Source organism: Reticulibacter mediterranei, from assembly GCF_016587455.1.
Genome location: NZ_BNJK01000001.1, coordinates 4,389,975 through 4,411,166 on the forward strand (window position 1 = coordinate 4,389,975; position 21,192 = coordinate 4,411,166).

The 21,192-nt window shown below is 53.7% G+C and carries 18 protein-coding genes; 8 read left to right on the forward strand and 10 right to left on the reverse strand.

What is annotated here, in order from left to right:
• Nucleotides 1–108: 108 nt before the first annotated feature.
• Nucleotides 109–1,074, reverse strand: a complete 966-nt coding sequence (locus K3T83_RS18900; protein WP_220204512.1) for a phosphotransferase — start codon at nt 1,072–1,074, stop codon at nt 109–111.
• A 234-nt stretch (nt 1,075–1,308) separates the two neighbouring features.
• Entirely contained in the window at nt 1,309–1,716 is a 408-nt protein-coding gene (locus tag K3T83_RS18905; RefSeq protein WP_220204513.1) for a hypothetical protein, read from the reverse strand.
• A 375-nt stretch (nt 1,717–2,091) separates the two neighbouring features.
• Between K3T83_RS18905 and K3T83_RS18910 the strand changes: the two genes are divergently transcribed.
• Entirely contained in the window at nt 2,092–2,595 is a 504-nt protein-coding gene (locus K3T83_RS18910; RefSeq protein WP_220204514.1) for a hypothetical protein, read from the forward strand.
• Between the two features lie 337 nt (nt 2,596–2,932).
• On the forward strand, nt 2,933–4,240 hold the full coding sequence (rho, locus tag K3T83_RS18915; protein WP_373324532.1) for a transcription termination factor Rho: 1,308 nt from the start codon (nt 2,933–2,935) through the stop codon (nt 4,238–4,240).
• A gap of 94 nt (nt 4,241–4,334) precedes the next feature.
• Here rho and K3T83_RS18920 read toward each other — a convergent pair whose 3' ends face one another.
• Nucleotides 4,335–5,495, reverse strand: coding sequence for a toll/interleukin-1 receptor domain-containing protein (locus K3T83_RS18920; RefSeq protein ID WP_220204515.1), 1,161 nt, complete (start codon nt 5,493–5,495; stop codon nt 4,335–4,337).
• A gap of 233 nt (nt 5,496–5,728) precedes the next feature.
• On the opposite strand from K3T83_RS18920, the gene K3T83_RS18925 reads away from it, so the two are divergent.
• From K3T83_RS18925 to K3T83_RS18945, 5 genes are all read left to right on the forward strand, one after another.
• Nucleotides 5,729–6,544, forward strand: a complete 816-nt coding sequence (locus tag K3T83_RS18925) for an SDR family NAD(P)-dependent oxidoreductase (RefSeq protein ID WP_220204516.1) — start codon at nt 5,729–5,731, stop codon at nt 6,542–6,544.
• Nucleotides 6,541–8,643 (forward strand): hydantoinase/oxoprolinase family protein, encoded by a 2,103-nt coding sequence (locus K3T83_RS18930; RefSeq protein ID WP_220204517.1) that lies wholly within the window; start codon nt 6,541–6,543, stop codon nt 8,641–8,643. The genes K3T83_RS18925 and K3T83_RS18930 overlap by 4 nt, the downstream gene beginning before the upstream one ends.
• Nucleotides 8,640–10,376, forward strand: coding sequence for a hydantoinase B/oxoprolinase family protein (locus tag K3T83_RS18935; RefSeq protein WP_220204518.1), 1,737 nt, complete (start codon nt 8,640–8,642; stop codon nt 10,374–10,376). Before K3T83_RS18930 ends, K3T83_RS18935 begins: the two co-directional genes overlap by 4 nt.
• A gap of 350 nt (nt 10,377–10,726) precedes the next feature.
• Complete coding sequence (locus K3T83_RS18940) at nt 10,727–11,560, forward strand: helix-turn-helix transcriptional regulator (RefSeq protein WP_220204519.1); 834 nt, start codon at nt 10,727–10,729, stop codon at nt 11,558–11,560.
• 160 nt (nt 11,561–11,720) lie between these two features.
• The gene (locus tag K3T83_RS18945; protein WP_220204520.1) at nt 11,721–12,314 is read left to right on the forward strand and encodes a dihydrofolate reductase family protein; all 594 of its coding nucleotides are present in this window, start codon (nt 11,721–11,723) and stop codon (nt 12,312–12,314) included.
• 134 nt (nt 12,315–12,448) lie between these two features.
• Here K3T83_RS18945 and K3T83_RS18950 read toward each other — a convergent pair whose 3' ends face one another.
• The 3 genes from K3T83_RS18950 to K3T83_RS18960 form a co-directional block, all read right to left on the reverse strand.
• The gene (locus tag K3T83_RS18950; protein ID WP_220204521.1) at nt 12,449–13,270 is read right to left on the reverse strand and encodes an alpha/beta hydrolase family protein; all 822 of its coding nucleotides are present in this window, start codon (nt 13,268–13,270) and stop codon (nt 12,449–12,451) included.
• Nucleotides 13,271–13,309: 39 nt separating this feature from the next.
• Nucleotides 13,310–15,235, reverse strand: coding sequence for a serine/threonine-protein kinase (locus K3T83_RS18955; RefSeq protein ID WP_220204522.1), 1,926 nt, complete (start codon nt 15,233–15,235; stop codon nt 13,310–13,312).
• Between the two features lie 130 nt (nt 15,236–15,365).
• Entirely contained in the window at nt 15,366–16,259 is an 894-nt protein-coding gene (locus K3T83_RS18960; protein ID WP_220204523.1) for an EamA family transporter, read from the reverse strand.
• A 248-nt stretch (nt 16,260–16,507) separates the two neighbouring features.
• Here K3T83_RS18960 and K3T83_RS18965 point away from each other — a divergent pair, with 248 nt between their 5' ends.
• Nucleotides 16,508–17,002: an NUDIX hydrolase gene (locus tag K3T83_RS18965; RefSeq protein WP_220204524.1), complete on the forward strand. Its 495-nt coding sequence runs from the start codon at nt 16,508–16,510 to the stop codon at nt 17,000–17,002.
• Between the two features lie 20 nt (nt 17,003–17,022).
• Here the strand turns inward: K3T83_RS18965 and K3T83_RS18970 are convergent, their stop codons facing one another.
• The 4 genes from K3T83_RS18970 to K3T83_RS18985 form a co-directional block, all read right to left on the reverse strand.
• Nucleotides 17,023–18,120 carry a C39 family peptidase gene (locus K3T83_RS18970; RefSeq protein WP_220204525.1) on the reverse strand — a complete coding sequence of 366 codons (1,098 nt, stop codon included), beginning with the start codon at nt 18,118–18,120 and terminating at the stop codon, nt 17,023–17,025.
• Nucleotides 18,121–18,228: 108 nt separating this feature from the next.
• Nucleotides 18,229–19,068, reverse strand: a complete 840-nt coding sequence (locus K3T83_RS18975; RefSeq protein ID WP_220204526.1) for an ABC transporter permease — start codon at nt 19,066–19,068, stop codon at nt 18,229–18,231.
• Nucleotides 19,069–19,104: 36 nt separating this feature from the next.
• Nucleotides 19,105–19,962 (reverse strand): molybdate ABC transporter substrate-binding protein, encoded by an 858-nt coding sequence (gene modA, locus K3T83_RS18980; RefSeq protein WP_220204527.1) that lies wholly within the window; start codon nt 19,960–19,962, stop codon nt 19,105–19,107.
• Between the two features lie 210 nt (nt 19,963–20,172).
• Entirely contained in the window at nt 20,173–21,135 is a 963-nt protein-coding gene (locus K3T83_RS18985; protein ID WP_220204528.1) for a helix-turn-helix transcriptional regulator, read from the reverse strand.
• Nucleotides 21,136–21,192 lie beyond the last annotated feature (57 nt).

The following is a 21,192-nucleotide window of genomic DNA, read 5'->3' on the forward strand; positions in this document are numbered from 1 at the left end:
ATATATAGCACGTAATAAAAGCGTAATTAGGAAACTTTTTCTTTATGGTATCACATGTTCTGAAGCGTCAATAAAGAAAGGTGACTTTTCTCGTAGGATTGGCACCTCTTATAAAAGATATTTTTTCATCGCTTCCTCTAGCTTCTGCACGCAGAAAAGAAGCCATTCCATCGCCAGAACATGAATCAGAGCATAATAATAGAGCCACGACCAGAACTGATAGAACCAGTAGCGCAGCGGAAATTGCTCGCCCAGATCGACGCTCTGGCAATACGTTTCTAAGAGTTGGAAGCGGTCTCCCCGGCTTTTCGTGAGGTTGACCAGATCCAGTTCGCGCTCGCCCCAGTGCAGATCCAGCGGATCGATCAGGCCAACAATGCGGCTGGTGGCTGGATTAAAGAGCAGGTTATTCAGGCAGAAATCGCCATGTACCAGCACAGCATTGTTTTGACAGTCAGCGAAAATACGCTCTCCTTCTGATAATGAACGATCCGCCATCCGCAAAATTGCGGTATCGATAGGAGTGTCGCCGGGCAACGGTCTCTGAAGATATGCGTGTACAGCACGTACGCGCTGTCCATAAAAGTCCCACCAGCGCTCATAGCAGGGCGCTGTATCGAGATTGCCATAGCCGCCGGGATGCCGTATTTCGTGTAGTGCCAGCAGTGTGTCGATGATATCGCGAGTGACGCGCAGGCGTGTGGGCTGAGCCGGATCGCGCAGACTTTTGCCGGGAACTCCGGGGAGGTATTCCATCACCAGCGCTTCACAGATGGTCGCCGTTTCTGGCTGATAATAATAGATCTGCGGGACCGGCACCGGCGCATACTGGCGCAGACATTCCAGTTGTTGCTTTTCGCGCAGTCCCCAGCCCGAAAACTTCTGGACTTTGACCACCACACGTTCAGGCGAGCAAGGAAGCGTGACCAGATAAACGAGACCAAACGCCCCCGAACCGATCAGCTTAGCCGAAACTATCTCGCAGGCAAAGGCAGTCTGAATGATCGGCTCAAGCTGATCGGAAGCCGGTTGATTGGCAATGGATGTAAAGTCGGATCTCTGAATAAGTCGCATTGTGTTCCTCGCTGCTTGCCGTGTTGTTTCTGCACATTCTAGCAGAGAGGCTCAGGTGGGACAATCCTCATTTCGTAGTTTCCCGATTTATCGGGAAACTACGAAATACCTTACAGGGTTTGTTCATCAAAACTCATTATCGCAGCAGGATGGTATGAGAAGTTGTTCGGGCAGCCCCGATAAATCGCTCGACTACGAAAAGAGGGGAGATAAGAGAAAGAAGATTGTTTTGTATTAGTGCATATGGAGAACAAGCAGCCCCATCAGATCGAAGCCGATCAGCATGAAGATCAGGGCCAGGCCGGAAAAGATAACGAAGCGCTGCCAGCCAGTCTGCGCGGCGTGGTTTTGAGCCTGGATCGTTGTGGTATCCATCTCTGTGCTATGACGGCGCTGTGCTGACAGGGCAGGATAGCTATAGCGGCTCAGGCGCTCGTGCAGTTCGCTGGTGCGGTGGCTGATCGCCTGTTCAAAAGATGTATGCAACTCTTCCTCGCTGGGAGGCTGGTAAGGTGGCAGGACGGCAGCCATCGGAGCGGTCGCATACGCGTTGTGTACTGAAGAAGTATCAGGCGTCCAATTCGCGTCTGTACCGTATGTATTCAGTTCAGCACTGGTTGCTCTCGTTAGCGTACAGTTCATTTTGTTCTCCTCCTCACTTATCTATTCTCTATACGAGCAAGCATAACGGAAATAAGACAGAAAAACATGGGACAGATGACATATTTCACGCTCATTTTGGCGGCCTCAGTGTAATCTAATCTCTCTGTCAGGTGGTTCTAAATTTCCTGAGAAGCGATTAAGCGTTATGTCATGGTTGTTCTGTGCGTGGTGGTATGGTAGGAGCGATGGCTTGTCCTCGTCCAGTTCCCTCCAGCGAGAGGCCCAAGGCGAGGACAAGCCATCGCTCCTACCATACCATGCCATCCAGCGAATGATTGAGTTAGAATATGCTTGGTATACTGGATACACGAGTATGACTTTCACCATAAATTGTTCGGATAAGGAGTCCTTGCAATGTCGCTGGCTTCTCATGTTGTATTGGATATACCCGCGTCTCTGCTGATGGAGCGCGACCTCTCGCATTATCTGGAGTGGATCTGGCAACAGTATTTTTCTGATATCACACGAGCGAACGAAATACGTATCAGCTATAGCTATCCCTGGAAAAGCCGTTTGGGACTGATTCGTCTTGCACTGGATAGAACACATTCGTTTATTGGGATCAACTCGTTGTTGCAATTGAAGCAAGTTCCTGAATATGTGTTAATTACTACTATCGCTCATGAACTAGTGCATTACGCGCATGGTTTCGGCTCACCGTTACCCCGTATGTGCAAACATCCACATGCCAACGGCGTTGTAGATCGCGAGCTTGAACGGCGGGAATTAGGAACATGTTTGCGTTGTTGTAATGAGTGGATTGACAATTGCTGGTATTCCTTCTATGATATGCAACGTGAGTCTGGTTGGGCTAATATTCCCAACATCCATCACAGAACTTGCAGAGGTTGTAGATAGGGGAGGTTTTATTTCGCAACAGGTAGTCAACCATTACGCAAAGCAAGAGGGGCTGGTGCGTGCTTGACACCTGCTCTTGACATTGACTCGTGCGTGTGATATATTCATGCTGGCTCCGACGACATGTACCGCATCACCGATAGTTTCACCTTTCCAGAATCTTACCGTCGTGGTGTCCATCGTCTTTAGTTCGTGGGCCTGGCACCTCTTATCTTTTCACCTAGAGCTACCTGTTGCCACCAGTCTTGCAGACAGGGTATTTATCCAGAACTACCCTTTCGATACTTACTTATTGTGCATTCCCGCTTATACATCCTGGTTCACCGCAGAAAGGAGAATGGGCGTTTTCCTCTCTAGTTGTTTCGCCCTACCCAACGTGAATATAGCCGAGTTAGAATTAAAAACGTTACCGGAGTTACGCGATATGGCTCGCGACCTCGAACTCTCCGGTTTCAGTACCCTCAAGAAACAAGACCTCGTGTTCAGACTTCTCCAGGCCAATACTGAGCAGCAAGGAAACATTTTTAGCGCTGGTGTGTTGGAGATTGTGGAGGATGGGTTTGGATTTTTGCGACAGGAGCGCTTCCTGCCAGGCAATATGGATGTCTATGTATCGCAGTCGCAGATTCGCCGCTTCGGACTACGCACTGGCGATATGGTCTCCGGGCAGGTGCGACCGCCAAAGGACAACGAGAAATATTATGGTCTATTGCGCGTCGAGGCAATTAATGGCGTAGACCCGGAAATTGCCAAACGTCGTCCGCATTTCGAGCATCTGACGCCGATCTCACCGCGAGAGATGTTCAATCTGGAGACAACCCCAGCCAACATCTCCGGGCGAATCGTCAATCTGGTCTCCCCCATCGGACGCGGACAGCGCGGTTTGATCGTCTCCCCTCCTAAAGCTGGCAAAACTATGCTCCTCAAATCCATCGCCAATTCCATCACCGAAAACTACAATGACGTTCACCTGATGATTGCTCTGATTGGTGAGCGTCCTGAAGAAGTGACTGACATGAAGCGTTCGGTCAAAGCCGAGGTCATCAGCTCCACCTTTGACGAACCAACCGAGGCACATACCCGCGTGGCCGAAATGGTGTTGGAACGAGCCAAGCGCTTGGTCGAGAGTGGCCGCGATGTGGTGGTGTTGCTCGATAGTATCACGCGTCTGAGCCGTGCCTACAATCTGGCTGTGGCACCCAGCGGTCGTACGCTCTCCGGTGGTCTCGATCCCAGCGCCCTCTTTCCGCCCAAACGCTTCTTTGGGGCCGCGCGTAAGATCGAGGAGGGAGGTAGCCTGACCATCATTGGCACCTGTCTGGTCGATACTGGCAGCCGCATGGATGATGTCATCTACGAAGAGTTTAAAGGCACTGGCAATATGGAACTGGTTCTCAACCGCAAGCTGGCTGAGCGCCGCATTTTCCCCGCCATCGACATCTCTCTCTCCAGCACCCGCCGCGAAGAGTTGTTGCTTGACGAAAAGACGCTTCGTGCCGTCGTGGTTATGCGCCGTATGTTCGCGACGCTGTCCGACCAGCCCGGTCGCAGCGGATTGGAGGCAATGGAGGCATTGCTGCAACATATGTCCAGGACAAGCAACAACATGGAGTTCCTGGCAACCCTCAAAGGCAGCATTTCCTAATATCCATACCTATCATTAACATAACCGCTGCATAAATGCATCTCTCTCATCGGAGATCATGGGAATCGTTTATGCAGCGGTTATGTTGTTTCTTTTAATGAGTTTCAGGATAAAGAGCACGAAGTAGTTGTTGTAATCCTCGTTGGTAATGCTGCTTCTTTTGTTCCCATCCAGTAAAATCGCTGATCTGTCTGGTTTGGCATAGAGACACAGACCAGTAAGCCATACTTCTATTGAGAGCAGTATCCAAGCAGAGGGGAAAGAGAACTGCCTGATTGGTCTGACGTTCTCTGATTAATGCTGCATGCACCGCTGCTTCGATCCATGAACTGGCGAGAGTGTCTGCTGAGAAAACAAGTAGTAACCTGTCATAGCGGCGCATGATCTCATTAAAGCTTCCAGGCTGCCACTTTGCCTGCTCATCTTCGGGAGAAGACCAGCAGTAAATGTTCTTGCTTTGCAAGTCAGCAAAGAGGCGGTTCGCAAACTGTACATCTGCGCGAGAAAAGTTGATAAGATGAGTGAAATACTCTTTTGAGCTTTGAGCCAGAGATTGTACACTGTCGGTAAGAAGGTCATATATGCCTGCTTCACGGAGGAACTGTTTGGGAACCTGGCCCCTTGAACGGGCGATGGTATCCGTACCAATAGTTGACGGACCGAGATGCTGCACGGTCTCAAGACCCTTAACAGTGCGAAGATCGACATCTCCGAGTATTGTCCAGCCAACTGTTGCGTAACTGAGATCTGCACCGGTAAGATTTGCGTAGCTCAGATCTGTTTCAATCAGATTAGCTCCGGTGAGGTTGGCTCCGGTGAGGTTAGCATAGCTGAAATCAGCTCCAAATAAGTTCGCATTGGCGAGGATAGCCCGCTCCAGATTAGCCCCGGTGAGGTTGGCACGACTTAAATCGGTTTCGCCCAAAGTTGCGTGAGCGAGGCTGGCATCATTGAGGCGCGCATCGTTGAGGTGAGCGTTTGTAAGAATGGCCCCGCTGAGATTTGCTCTGGTAAGATTTGTTTCCATTAAATACGTAGAGCCGAGATCAGCGCCGCTCAGATTGGCGTGACTCAGTTTTGCTCTCGTTAATCTGGCACCCAGAAGTATAGCATTACTGAGGTTGGCTCCAGCGAGATTGGCTTCGATCAGATCGGCTCCAGTGAGGCTAATCAGCATACCTGGATGCTGCTCGCGCCATGTGTTCCATGATTTACTGGCCTGCCTAAGCTGCTGGAGTTGTTGCTGGTTGACCATTTACCTATATCCTTCTATTTTGTCTATTACTAATAATAAACGGAAGAAGCGCTATAGATCCAAAAGTCTTGCTTTGTTTTCTACTTTTTCTGATAGCTTTATTTTCCTTCATTTTGCCAGCAACATAGTTTCCACAAATCTGTTCAGCAATGGTGGTAGAATACCAGGAATGATGGTGTAAGTGTCTTTGATCTGACCAGATCATACAAATTGCTGAGAATGGGGATGATATCATGACGCAGAATGTGCAACGCTTTGTGAACAAAGTGGTCATTGTAACGGGGGCTGCCAGCGGAATTGGCCGCGCTATTGCGCAACGGTTCGCTCGGGAGGGCGCGCACGTCGTTGTGAACGATGTCAATGCGGATGCCACCGCGAAAACTGTACAGGCCATGATCGACGCGGGAGGGTCGGCTCTGGCGGTGGTTGCCGATGTTTCTGATAAGAGCCAGGTTGATCGCTTATTTGATACGACGCTTGAGCACTTTGGGACGGTCGATGTACTGGTCAATAACGCCGGATTGATCAATGTTGAGCGCCACTTTCTTGAAGGCGATGAGGCATGGTGGGATCGTGTCCTCTCAGTCAATCTCAAGGGCGTGTTTCTCTGTTCGTTGCGAGCTGCCCATATCATGGCGCGTCGGCATCATGGCGTGATAATCAATATGTCCAGCGGTGGCGCATCGCACTCGCATCGTGGGATGGCCGCGTATGATGCCGCGAAAGGTGGCATCGAATCGCTCACAAGGGCTACGGCACTTGATCTCGCCCCATATGGTATTCGCGTCAACGCCCTGGTTCCTGGCTCAATTGATACGCAGGGCATGGACCCGCAGATAAAGAAAGAGCGCGGTGTGACGATCCCGCTTGGCCGTGTTGGAGAACCTGAAGATATGGCCGGACCCGCTGTTTTCCTCGCTTCAGAGGATGCGGGGTATATCACGGGCCATATCATCGCCGTTGATGGCGGTCTGCTCTCTCAGCAGCGCCCTCCACAGGTCGATATCTTCCCGTTGAGCCGCTTCCCCAGGTTGGAGGAGGGCGAATGAAGCCTTCTCATTACCGGGTGGGCGTTGATATCGGAGGCACATTCACCGATCTGATTGTGCTTGACGATGCCAGTGGTCACTTCGCCGTTGGCAAAGCTCTGACCACGCCGCATGATCCTTCGCAGGCTGTCGAAACGGTTCTGCTCGAAACGCTGACACAGACCGGGATTGATGCGAGCGCTGTGCAACAGATCATTCATGGTACAACGCTGGTCACGAACGCCATTATTGAGCGCAAAGGATCGCCCACAGCGCTGCTTGCCACGCAGGGGTTTCGCGACGCCATTGAGATCAGGCGTGAGAACCGCTATGAACTCTACGATCTCATGCTTGAGATGCCGCAGCCACTCGTGCCGCGCTACCTCCGCTTCGACGTACCGCAGCGCACCCTCGCCGATGGCACAACCCTGCAAGAACTGGACGTTGTCTTCGTTGAGCAACTTACGCGCGAACTGGTCGCTTATGGCGTTGAGGCCGTCGCCATCACGTTTTTGCACAGCTTTACCAATCCGCGTGCGGAGCAGGAGGCACGAGCCGCCATCTTGCGCGTTGCTCCCCATATGCGCGTTGCTATTTCATCTGAGGTCGCACCTGAGATCCGAGAATTTGAGCGCACCTCGACGACGATTGCCAACGTGTATGTGCAGGGCCGCGTTGAGGAGTATCTCGCCGAGTTGCAGGCGCGCCTTGCTCGTGCAGGCTTCAAGAGCACATTCCTGATGATGCTCTCCAGTGGTGGTATCGCGACGGTCGAGACCGCTGTACGCTTCCCGATCCGTTTGCTCGAATCTGGTCCGGCGGCTGGTGCGCTGGCGGCAGCGAGCTATGGTGCGGCCTGTGGCTACTCCGATCTGCTCTCGTTCGATATGGGGGGAACAACCGCGAAATTTTGCGTCATCGATCAGGGCCAGCCGCTCATCACCTACGAATTTGAGGTTGATCGCCGCTATCGTTTCAAAAAAGGATCGGGTTTACCCATCAAGGCGGCGGTGATCGAAATGATCGAGATCGGGGCCGGGGGTGGTTCTATTGCTCGTATCGATTCGCTGGGACTGCTCAAGGTCGGCCCCGAATCGGCAGGAGCCGAGCCGGGGCCAGTCTGTTATGGACGTGGCGGCATCGAGCCGACCGTGACCGATGCCGATCTGGTGCTTGGCTATCTCGACCCCAACTATTTTCTTGGTGGTCGCCTCACGCTTGATCTGGCCGCAGCACGACAGGCGATCAAGGAGAAGGTTGCTGATCGCTCTGGCATCTCGATTGAAGAGGCGGCCTGGGGCATCCATCAGATTGTGAATGAGGGGATGGCAAACGCGGCCCGGATTCATACATTGGAGCGAGGTAAAGACCCACACCGCTTTCCGCTCTTCGCCTTTGGGGGGGCCGGACCCGTACATGGTTTTCGCATCGCCAGGGCGCTTGGTTCGCCCACGCTTATCGTGCCGTTTGGGGCAGGTGTCGCCAGTGCCATCGGCTTTCTTACCGCTCCGCTTGCCTTCGATTTCGTGCGCTCGTGGCCTGGTCGTCTCGACGATCTCGATTGGGAGAAGGCAAATCGTTTGCTTGCCGAGATGGAGGCAGAAGGGCAGGCGTTGCTTGAGGCATCGGGCGTCTCTCCTGAACAGGTGAGCCATCGACGCGAGGCTGATCTCCGCTATGTCGGCCAGGGCCACGAGGTCAGGGTGTCTTTGCCGCTGGGCAAACTGGATAGCGAGAGTGCTGCGGCCATTACAGACTCGTTTGAACAGGTCTATCGCCGCCTCTACGAACGGTTGAGCCAGTCCGTGTCCATCGAAATCATCAACTGGCGCGTGATCTCGTCCGGTCCCACACCACAGGTTCGTCTGCAAGCGCCACAGAGGGAGCAAGAAGAGGCACATAGTGTGCTCAAGGGGTATCGCAAAGCATATTTTCCTGAACTGGGCGGTTATCACGATACGCCGGTCTATGATCGCTATCGGCTCCTGGCGGGAGAGCATTTCGCCGGACCAGCCATCGTTGAAGAGCACGAGTCCACAACCATCATCGGGCCAGAGAGCAAGTTTCGCATCGATGAGCAGCGGAACTTGTTTGTTGAGTGGGAGGAGGCGCAAGCATGACGAACACCATCGATCTTATCACCTTAGAGGTACTCTGGAACCGCCTGCTCTCCGTCGTCAACGAGCAGCAGGTGACGTTGATGCGCACTGCGTTCAGCACCGTTGTACGCGAGTCGCAGGATTTAGCGTGCGGCGTCTTTGATACGCGTGGAGCGATGGTTGCGCAATCGCTCACTGGCACCCCCGGTCATATCAACGCAATGGCAACCGGAGTGCGCCACTGCCTGGATGAATACCCACCAGAAACGCTACAATCGGGCGATGTGTTGCTTACCAATGATCCCTGGCAAACGGCAGGGCAGATCAATGATATGACAGTCCTCACGCCAGTCTTCAAAGATGCGCGCCTGGTTGCCTACTTCGCCAGCACATGTCACGCGCCCGATATCGGCGGGCGGCTGCTCTCCGGCGAGGCGCGCGAGATCTATGAAGAGGGGTTGCGCATCCCGATCACCAAACTGTTTATCCGCGACGAGCCGAATCGCGAACTGCTCAAGATCATTCGCGCGAATGTGCGCACGCCCGACGAAACTGTTGGTGATCTCTATGCGCAAACCTCTTCAAACGCGGTTGGAGCGCGCGAGTTGCTCCACTTCATGGATGAGTTCGGGCTGGACTCGATTGATCCGCTGGCCGATGCCATTATCTCGCGTTCGGAGCAGGCGATGCGCGAGGCCATTCGTGCGCTGCCAAATGGACGCTACGAGAACGAAGCGTGGAGCGATGGCTTCGATGAACCGATTCGCATCAAGGTGGCCGTTACCGTTGCGGATGAGGATATCTTCATCGATTTTGCTGGATCATCGCCGCAAAGTCCCTGGGGCATCAATGTAGTGCTGAACTATACCCATGCCTATGCCTCGTTCGCGATCAAAGCGGCAATTACACCAGAGATCCCGCATAATGCCGGATCATTTCGCCCGGTGCATGTGAGCGCACCGGCAGGCTCCATTTTGAACTGTATTGAGCCAGCTGCGGTCGCCTCGCGCCACCTGATCGGCCATTTTCTGCCCAGCGTGATCTTCGGGGCTATGGCGCAGGCCATGCCAACCCAACTGATTGCCTGTGGTGCCGATCCAATCTGGATCGCTGTCTGGCGCGGCAGCTGGTCCACCTCGCACAAACCATTTACCTTCAGCCTCTTTCAATGTGGTGGCACTGGTGCGCGAGCCAGCAAAGACGGTCTGAACACCACCGGCTTTCCCAGTGGTGTTGCGGGCGTGCCAACAGAAGTGATGGAGAGCTACACGCCACTTGTGCAATATCGTCGCGCGCTTCGTACCGATTCAGGTGGTGCCGGAACCTATCGCGGCGGGCTGGGACAATGGACGGAGGTTAGGCAGTCAGGTGCAGAGTCCTGGGCGGTTTCGGCAATGGCTGATCGCATCCACTTTCCTGCGACTGGCCTTGCTCATGGCAAGCAGGGAGCACCGGGCGAGTTTCTGCTGAATGGCGAGGCAGGTTCACAACCAAAGGCGGTGCGAACCCTGGCATCGGATACGCACGTTCAGTTGAACCTGCCTGGTGGTGGCGGCTATGGTGATCCATTTCAGCGGCCCATTGAGATGGTATTGCATGATGTCGTTAATGGCTATGTGTCGCTGGAAGCAGCCAGGCGCGAGTACGGCGTGGTTATTCGCTATACGGGTAGTCAGGAGCAGCTTGTGCGGCCACCAGAACTCTATGTCGTCGATGAGGCGGCGACCGCCTCGTTGCGTGCTGCCGACCATTAATCGAGACTGTTACCGACTTTCTGATGGAGAGTGGGAATAAGCATTGAGCGGACAATCTGTTATGAAGCTTTGATAATTGGAGCATCAAGCAATGGAAAGGGGAAGAGCTCTGGGCACAGAGAATGGTGGGTTCGCCCGTAGCGACAAGGGGTGTTGGGGGTCTTGGCGGGGGCCTTGCGCTTGTCGCCCTCGCCACATCATTTGTCTGTTTCCCGGTTCCCGCATGTCCCCACCAGCGACAAGCGCAAGGCCCCCACAGCCCTACCACACTTCCCTTGTCGCTACGGGCGCGGGAGAACTTTCTCTCCCTGGAGGATTTCATGGATGCATTAAATGGAGACACCTGTTGTATGAGTTCCAATCGCTTTGCCATTCTTCCAGCCCCGGCAATCCTCAAAGACTATGTTGCGTGTTTGAGGATTGCTGAGCATGACGACGAGGAAGCGGTAGCCATAAAGGTCTCTCCCAATGGATTGCCCGGTATTGTCTTTCACTACAATACCGGGCGCTCTGCTCTTGAACAGATTGTCACACATTCGGGGCGCAAGGTTTGTCCACCGCCCCTCTTTCTCTATGGACCAGGGATAGAGCCGAGTGTCATGCATTATAAAAGAGGATCGTCTGCGACGGTACAGGTGATTTTCAAACCACACGCTCTCAAAACCCTGCTCGGTCTAGATGCCTCACAACTTGCCAATGGGTCGGCAGACCTGCATGAATTTTCAGCCGGAAATCTCGATTCTCAACTCATTGAAGCCAGGAGCCAGCAGGAACGCGTGCATTTGCTCACCAGCTTTTTAGCAGCCAGGCTCAAGCAGGAGAAAACGAGAGATACGTTAGTAGAAGAAAGCCTGCGCCTGATCCAGCAGAACAGCGGTGCTCTGCATGTTAAGGACTTGCTTGCATGTTTGCATATCTCCGAGCGGCAGTTTGAAAGAAGATTTACACAGACGGTTGGCCTTTCTCCTCAAGTGTATATTCGGGTGAAACGCTTTAATGAGGCGCTACGACTGATCAAAAGCGGACAGTTTGCGCGACTGACCGATGTGGCATGTGCTCTCAATTTCTCCGATCAGTCTCACTTTATTCGTGATCTCAAAGCATTTTCTGGCATGACCCCCAAAAGCCTTTCACAGAAAGTAGATGACTTCTACCACGATCAAGCAGGATACTCCTATATCTGAACATGACGGTTTTTTTCAATTCTTCCGCATAGTTGCCAATGTATATTATGGCTAGATCAAGAGATGGAAAAAACATTTTTCTGATTGACATCTCTCCTGTTATCAAGCGACAAAGATCAAGTATAAAAGATGAGAGAAGCACAGATAAGGAGACAGCACTATGAGGAAAGTCATTCTAAACATGAACATGACATTTGATGGTTTCTTCAATCTGGATTGGATGGGACCGAGGCCATTTACGCCAGACCAGGAGCTTATCGACGATAACATGGCCCGCATGCGCGGATCAGGTGAGGCGGCAACGAGTGGATCAGGCGGCGCTTTCGTTGGATACTCGTTTTATCGCGGGATGGCCCCTTACTGGCGCAACATGGAGGACAGCCCGGAGTCAACCGAGAGCCAGCGTGCTATGGCGCGTGCGGTGAACGCCAGTCATAGAATCGTCATTTCGCGGACCGAAGAAAAACTTGAGGGAGAAAACGCAGAACTGCTTGTCGTGAAGAGCGATCAGGATCTCGTTACAACTATTACCAGACTCAAAGAGCAAGCAGGCTCAGATTTCGCACTTATCGGCGGTGTTCGTACGGCCCAGACCTTTGCACGGCTCGGCTTAATTGATGAGTATGAAGTGCTGGTCCATCCCGTTGCTGTCGGGAAAGGCGAACGAGTGTGGACATCCAGGAACGACTTATCACTGGTCAGCGTCAAGGCGTATCCATCGGGGGTGATGCGCGTGCGTTACCGTCCCGCATAAGCTATGATGGTCGCCTTGACGCTAATGAACTCGGGAATGCGTAAATATATTTCGTAGTGGAGCGATTTATCGCGTTGATTTGGCATTACAGGTGGTTCCACCAACGCGATAAATCGCTCCACTACGAAATATATTTATGCTAAAACAAGCAACTTCTGAATGTGAGTGATAGTGATTGCCCACGCGAGCGAGGAGGGATCAATCAGCGCGAAGTGATCGACTCTCGGCAACTCAACCAGCGTGGCGCAATCGCCATGCTGGGCCGCTTTATGCGCATATTCCTGGCTGACCACGAGCGGCACCCGGTCGTCTCTATCGCCATGAATCAAGACCTGGGGGATGCCCAGTGGTAGGAGCGCGGCGGGAGATGCAAACATGTAGCGTTCGGGCACGCTGGCGGGACTGCCTCTCAGCAATTCAGCGGCAGCTCCCTGGCCCAGATTAAGTTCCCAGGTGCGTTTCAGGTCGCTGGCCCCGGCAAGGCTGACCACGCCCGACAGGGACAATGGCGTGCTGTTCACCGTGAGCTTACTGTTTCTAGGCATACGAGGACGCGCGGCCAACCAGAGCGCGAGGTGGCCTCCGGCTGAGTGGCCGACCGAGACGACGCGCGTGAGGTCCAGGGCATATGGGAGGGCGAGCGCTGCCAGGAAATCGGCGGCCCGTGCGACATCCTGAAACGTTCCGGGCCAGCCTCCTCCAGCGTCGCCCAACCGCCGATACTCGATATTCCAGGCGGCGACTCTGTTCTGTACAAGATCTTGCGCCAGCCCTTGCATGAGCGTCAAATCATAGGGAGCGCGCCAGAAGCCTCCGTGAATGAGAATAACGACCGGGTGTGGACCCGGACTGTTCGGCAAGTATAGTTCGCCAAATTGCAGCGGTTCAGTTCCATAGGTGAACCGTAGCGGCGATGGAATGGGTGCAGCAGTACCTTCAGAACCATAAGCATTCATCGGCCATCTCCCATAACTAAATGCCTTTCTGGAGCACCTTTAGGGGGCAACCCAGACCTGTATTATTGTATCATCTCCACCGGAGGCAATATATTTCCCATCAGGAGACCAGGCCATCACACGCGGTGGGGAGGCATGTGTGAACGTCACTAGTTTACGGTTCGTCATAGTATCCCACACCTCTATCATTTTGTCCTCACTGGCATAAGCAAAGCGTTTCCCATTGGGCGACCACACGACGAAGGAGACGGGGGCGGGATAGCGATAGCTCAAGACTTCCCGATTGGCGGTTGTGTCCCACATCTGGATCATTCCATCTGCGCGACCACAGCCAACACGCGAACTGGTGGACGCACCGGGCGATAGCGTATAGACATTGGGCGACCAGCCGACGCCCAGCACCTTCGCAGGCTGGTTGCGGTAGAGCGCGATAGTTTTGCCTGTGGTGACCTCCCAGGTCTGTATCGATGCGTCATCGCCACCGGAGACGATACAGAGGCCATGTCCAGGAGGCGATGCAGACTCAGAGGGCGACCATGCCAGCATTGCGACGCTGCCCGTATGACCACGATAGATGGTGAGGGGCTGGCCCGTGTTAGCGTCCCAGACATGCACGGTGCCATCAGTGGCAGCGGAAGCGAGTAGCTGTTGTGTTGGCGACCAGGCCATTGCGTTGACCATCTGCCCCTGATGACCGCGATAAGTGCCGATCAGCAGGTTCGTCGTGAAGTTCCAGACGCGTATTAACGCATCGGAGCCAGCAGTGGCGATAAGGGAGCCATCTGCTGATCGAGCCACGAGGCGGGCCGCATCAGAGGCATCTTGATAGGTTTGCAGCTTATTTCCTGTTGTAGCATCCCACACATGTACCGTTTTCTCGTTGCTTACCGATACAATGCGCTTCCCATCGGCCAGCCACACCAACGAGCGGATCGCGTTGGTATGTTCGCGATAACGCGCGATGACCGTTCCGGCTGGTGCCGCCTGTGATTTGGCCTGGGCAAAGCTCGCCGGCTCCTGGCGAACTGATGGCGGTTCAGGTGGTTTCACTGCTGATAGCTCGTTCGCCACAGATGCGGCGAGGAGGCTGGAAGGCAGAATCGTGGCGGCGGCCAGATCGACCTCGACCGGCTGATTTATCTGTTGGGAGGAAGTATCAAGCTGGCTGGCCTGTTCGAGCGCGAGGGCAAAGGCGAGGATGTTGTTGAAGCGCTTATCGGGATCTTTCTCCAGCGCGGTCAGAATCACCTGCTCGACGGCAGGGGGAATGGTTGGGACGCTGGCGCGTAGCGGGAGAGGCGCGACGGCGAGTTGTTGCGAGATGATCTCGGTGAGCGAACCATTGAAGGGACGGTCGCCCACCAGCCACTCATATGCGACGATAGCTAACGAATATTGATCGCTGGCCTGACGCGGCTTGCCCTGGATCTGTTCGGGAGCGGTATAGGGCAGGGTGCCAGCGACATTTTGTATTCCCTGGTCGCCCATAGTTTGCGTGATCAATGCAATACCGAAGTCGCTGAGGAGTATCTCGTTATTTCTGCCCACAAGCATATTTTCGGGCTTCACATCGCGGTGAACCAGCTTCTCATTATGTGCATATTGTAATGCTTCTGCTACCTGTCGCACGTAGGAGGTCACGGTTGCCAGTGGGAGGCGCGTTCCCCTGGGATGGCGCTGTCGCAGCGTGCCGCTGGGCGCGTAATCCATGACGAGAAAGGGCGTGCTGCCCTCGATGCCAAATTCGAGGACGCGTACGATATTGGGGTGAACGAGGCGAGCGATCGTGCGTGCCTCCGTACGGAACCAGCCCTCATCGTTCGCCACCTGCGTATTAAGCACCTTGATAGCTGCTTGCGTGCTGAGATAGATATGCTCTCCGAGATAGACCTGCGCAAAGCCGCCCTCTCCTAAAAGACGGGTCAGCTGATAATTGCCAAGTCGTTGTCCGATGTAGTCAACCATATGTACCCTTTCCGGCGAAATGCTCGTATCCCACTTCCCATCTTCAGCAAAAATAGCATATCATACAGCGTGCAAAAAGAGAATACGTACGGTCTTCACCACAAAAAGAGAGTAATTTGCACCTTATTCGCTATTCAATCGCTTGTTCATATTGCAGTATAATAATGCCGATCAGCACTAGCGTACAACCGGCGATTTGCCAGAGGGTGAGATGCTGACCCAGCCAGAAGTAGCCGATGACGCTCGCCGCCACCAGTTCTAATGTGCCTGCGATGCCTGCGCGTGTGGCGTCCAGGCGACGGAGCGCGGCCAACGTCAGCGAAAATGGGATCGCCATACCCAGAATGCCGACGAGCAGGATGAGCCAGAGGTGTTGCGGTTGCCATGTTGCTGCCGGGATTGACCAGGGGGGCTGGACAAGCAGGCAGAAGAAGCAGGCGATAAACGCCCCATAGGTGGTGGAGGTCAACGCCGGGAGCGTGCGTCCAACGCGCTTGCCTGCCAGCATGTATGCGATGTAGGCCAGTAGAGAGAGATTGGCAAAGATCAGTCCCAGGGCATCCAGGCCGTTCAAGCTCTGTTGCCAGATGCCGGTCAGAAGGATGACCCCACCAAAGGAGAGGCACACGGCGAACAGGACGGGACGTGAGGGCCATCTCCTGCGCCAGACGGCCTCGCCCAACGCCATCCACGCGGAAGCGCTAAACTGGATGACCAGCGCAATGGCCAGCGGTAAGCGACTGATCGCGACGAAATAGGTGTAGGAGACCAGCGCAAGGCAGAGGCCAAAGACGATCAGCCAGCCCCCGTTGCGCGATTCCAACTTGAGAGCGCTACGATTCCATATCAATAGCGTGAGCAACAAGCACAGGCCGCCGATCAGCATGCGCAACTCAAGCAAGGTCAGAGGCGAAATACCAGCATCAAATAAGAGGCGCGAAAAATTCCCGTTCAGGCCAAATAAGATCGCCGCCGTTGTCGCCATGAGATAGCCAATCAAACGTTGTGGAGCGCCCGGCTTCATCGTGCATGTCCTTTCATAATAGTTGTATCGTTAGATATATATATATATTGATGATAACAGACATGGATGAGCCTGCCACCATCCAATCAAGCGCGTTGGGGACATCCAATCTGTGCTATGCGTGGAGATGGCCTGCAACAACCCGGTTGTACTCCTGCTCGTATTTGTATATATAATGGGGAGAGAGAAAAACATATGAAAAAGCAAAGACATCTCTCTCTACAATGAATTGGTGATAAGGATCTGTTATGTGGTATTTCCTATTGAAAAAATGTGTAGGTCTCTTTTTTAACCTGCTGAATGTATTGCTGGGAGGAAAGCTGCCGCCGTTTGGTAGTGCCTGTGTAGTGGTGGAAGAAGACGGGCGTTATTTAGTGGTCGAGATGCCAGCTCGGACTGTTACCTTTCCGGGTGGCTTTATGACCTGGCGCGAAACCCCTCAGCAGGCGGCAGAGCGTGAGGGATACGAGGAGACGGGTCTGACGCTACAAGTTGACTCTTTGATTAACTGCTATTCCTGCGCCAGCGACCGTTGGACGCGCATGAGTACGATCAGCTTTGCGTTTCGCGGCAAAATCGTGGGAGGCGAGTTGCGCGACAACATGGAGGGGAGACCTCTCTGGCTCACGCTCGATGAATTGCGTCCCCGTTTGCGCGGCTACGCCCTGAGCGTCCTCGACGATTATCTGCGCACTCGCTCTCAATTGGCACTTGCCTCATCTCTCGTGCCACTGGTCCAATGATAAGTAATAACAAAGAATAATTAATAGAACACGATATCCCAATGGCTCCCTTCGTTGGCAAAGCGGTTGCCGTTGGGATCGTCATACATGGGTGCGTTATCGCCGCTACGTAGCCCCTTATACTTGTAGTGACTGTGGATGTAGTTGGTAACGCACGAGGTGGGCGCGATATCGAGCTTATAGCCGTTCGAGTGCGAATAGGTGCCACCGGCATGACCATTTTCTGTCCCGCCAGTAATGGTAATTTTACACGAACTGGCCTTTTGAAAGGCAATGATGCCCTGTATAGTCTTGCTCCTCACCTGATCGAGCGAGGTGCAGCTAAAGCTATTGCGGTTGCTGCAATTGCCCGATGAGGTTACGGTGATGCCTGCGTTTGCCAGCATTTTCACCGCATCGTTATTCGCGAGAGTGGTCGAGCCGGTTGGGTTGGGTGAACCTGATTGCTGGTCGCATGCTGTACCGCCGCCTGTTGCCCCATCGGGTTTGAAGGTGACATAATCGTAGTTGCCGTTGTAGGAGAGGAGCCACGCGCGAGTCGTCGTGCGCAGCAGCATTGAGCTACCAGCAGGAGCGCCGCTATCAGCAATACGTACATTCTGAGCGTCGCCACCGACCACAACAATGAAATGACCACCGCCGGGAGTGTATGGCGAGTGAATAAGCACCATCACTGGATTGCCATTATTGGCCGATTCAATGATCTTGTCCAGATCGAAATGATGTATCTCTGCCTGCATGCCAAAGAGTTTGGAGACCACAGGAACTTTCGTTGTATCCGTCCCTTCCCCACGAATGTACAGATTGTACGGCTCTCCTTTTTGCAAAACATCGGCGATTTTGTATTTGTCGGTGCCAGCATAAGCGTTAAAAATCATGGTCATTGCCGCTTCTCCGCAGGTCACGGCCCCATACGATTGCACAGTATACTGGTCGTTATATTGTTTAGGGTCTCCCTGACTGATGCCCTTCAAGTCTCTGGATGCATCTCCCATGCAAGAGGCCACTACATCGATTACTGTGCAAAAGACGACCATCAGGAGGAGCGAACCGCTGACGATGAAGCCTGCAAGCATGACTTTGGTTATATCATTGCTGCTATCCTTGAGTGATTTCACGCCTCAAGCCCTTTCATGCTGTCTTATTCACCACTTCCAATGGTAGACAAGTTTACGGCTCCGGCCTAGAGGAAAAGAGGGACAGTTCAGTGATAAAGGAAACTTGCGTTATTTCTGTCCGATGCGCAAAGCCAATAGCAGGCCGAACGAGACTGCAAGTAGGACGACGGCGAGCGCGATGGCTTTATCCAGGTCTGTTTCGGAGGCGATATAGACAGCGATGGGGACCGTCTGCGTGGTGCCAGGGAAGTTGCCCGCGAAGGTGATTGTTGCGCCAAATTCACCAAGAGAGCGTGCCCAGGCCAGCCCTATGCCCGATAAGAGCGCGGGACGTATCAGCGGCAATACAATGCGCCGGAACGTATAGAAAGGGCTGGCTCGTAATGTATAAGCTGCTAACTCGTAGCGCCGATCCAGTTGCTCAAAGCCAGCCTTTGCACTGTTGACGAAGAACGGGGCGGCAATAAATGTCTGTGCCATCACAACCGCGACGGTAGTAAATGGAATGGTGATTCCGACCATGTTGAGGTAGCGTCCAAGCAGGCCCATACGCCCAAAGGTGAGCAGCAGGGCCACACCAGCGACCACTGGCGGCAGGACGGTTGGCAACGTAACAAGCGTTTCCAGCAGTTTGCGCCCGGGAAAGCTGTAGCGGGCCAGAAAATAGGCAACGGGGAGGCCAGAGACGACAGCCGCCAGCGTGCTCAGTGTCGTTGTAATAATGCTCAGTTGCAGCGCTTGCAGGATGTCGGGCTGCTGAAGCGCCGCCCAGATAGCGGCAGGCGGTTCCTGAAAAAGCAGCGAGACCAGCGGTATCCCTAAAAAGAGCAGGAAAAGGGCCGCCAGGATACCTGCAAAGATCCTGGCGGGCCAGCGTGCGAACCACTGCGCCGTATTGATGCCCTTGAGAGGCTGTTGTGTACCCGTCTTTCTGGCGGTTTGTTCCATGAGATTATTGCTACGAAAACGTTTCAATAAAGCCCGTTATTTGCTGGTGGTGATAAAGCGATATTTTTCCAGCGTTGCCTGCCCTCCAGAGGAGAGAATATATTGTACAAAATCCTGCGCCTCGGCTGCATGGGTCGAGTTTTTCGTGACCGCGATTGGGTACTGGGCAATGACGTTGAAATTATCGGGAATATCAATTAATTTTACCTTATTGATGATAGCATTTGTCACATCAGTACGATAGACAATGCCTGCATCCGCCTCTCCCAGTTGCACCTTCTGGACAACCGCTTTGACATTCTCTTCCTGCGAGACAAAGTTGGCCTTGACTGCGCTCTCGTAGCTCGGACCGTACTCCGACGATTTGCCCATATTGTCCAGCACTTGCAGACCATACTTGCCCACCGGCACCGAAGGTGCAGCAACAACGATCTTCTCGCCCTTCTTTGCCAGATCTTTTAACGTTGTGATGTTGCCTGGATTGCTGGCCGGGATCACCACCGTTAACTTATTCTGCACGAAGATTTTGGAATCGTTGACCAGCCCGGCGTCGCTCGCCTTCTTCATATTTGTGGTGTCGGCGGAGGCGAAGACATCGGCAGGAGCACCGCTGATGATCTGCTGGACAAGCAACTGCGAACCATTAAAGTTGTATTTCAGCGTGACGTTAGGATGGGATACGTGGTATTGCGTGGCAATGTCGTTGAACGATTCGGTCAGCGAGGCAGCTGCGAAAACGTTGAGCGTGACCGGCGACTGCGAGGCCGCTGTGGGTGTGCTACCGCTGCTTGTGTTACTGCCTGTTGCCGTTGTGCCACCGCCACCACAGGCGACCAGCAGCAATGCCAACAACACAAATACACTGACCAGTGGTGCGCGATGCAAATGCTTCATCCATTTCTCCTTGTTTTGCAGATGAAATAAAACCTTCACGTAGCGACAATCCCTTGCGGTTGTCGCGGCCCATCTATGAATCATCAATTACCTGCGACAACCGCAAGGGATTGTCGCTGCATTCCATCAATAAATATTCATACATTGAGTATACGGGCCGGAGATAAAGAGTGTCAAGCAGAGGTAAGGCAAAACTTGTGGCAGGGATGTTTATGCTTCTGTACGGTCGGCGTAGTTTGCCAGGGTGAGCGCGTACTCGCGGAAGACGCTGCGTAGCTCAAGGGGACGACGGATGATTACGGGAATGCCCAGTCCAGCAATGAAGCGTGCCATCCAGGGTAGATCCCCGACATCAACGCGCATAAGCACGCCGCCCTCTGTCTCTTCAAAGAGCGCCTCGGGATAGCGTGTCTGGCGTTGTATCTGTTGCAACGTGGTCTCAAACAACACTTCCACCTGCCAGACGCGCGGAACTGAGGCGAGGGCGCGCTGCACCGCTTCGAGCGCCTGAAAGTTCGGGGGAGGAATAAATGTCACATCGGTAATTTCAGCATGTTCGATGCGGTCCAGGCGGAAGAGGCGCTGTCCCTGTCGCAGATGGCAGTAGCCGATGGTGTACCAGAAGCCCTCGTGATAAACGACGCCGTAGGGATCAAACATACGCTCGGTCACCTGCGAGCGTGACGACCGATAGTGGAGGCGTACGCTATGTTCGGTGTGAATGGCTGTGCTGAGTACCACCACAGCCAGTAGAGAGGGCGTGGCCTTGAGCGCGCTGTTCTTGAAGATGATGGTCTGCTCCACCGCCTGGATGCGTTCGCGTGTCGCAGCTGGCAGGACGCGTTCGACCTTTGCCAGCACACCTTCAAAAGCCGGGGCAGCAGTTGCCAGACCGGTTTGGCGTGCCAGCAATAGGCTCAACGTTAATGCCAGCGCTTCGTCTTCAGTGAAGATCAGGGGAGGCAGCTTATAGCCCGGTCGCAGGCGATAGGCTCCATAGCGGCCTCGCTCCGCCTCTACAGGAATGCCCAGATCCTGCAATGTCTGCACATAATCCCGCACCGTGCGTATATTCACTTCGAGCCGCTCAGCAAGCGCCGCACCGGTCATGCGCCCATGCGATTGCAGCAGTTCTAAGACGGTCAGCACACGGGCTGTCGGGCGATAGACCAATGATATTCTCCTGCTTCATGGTATCCTGAATCGGGGTCAATTGTACCATCTTTTATG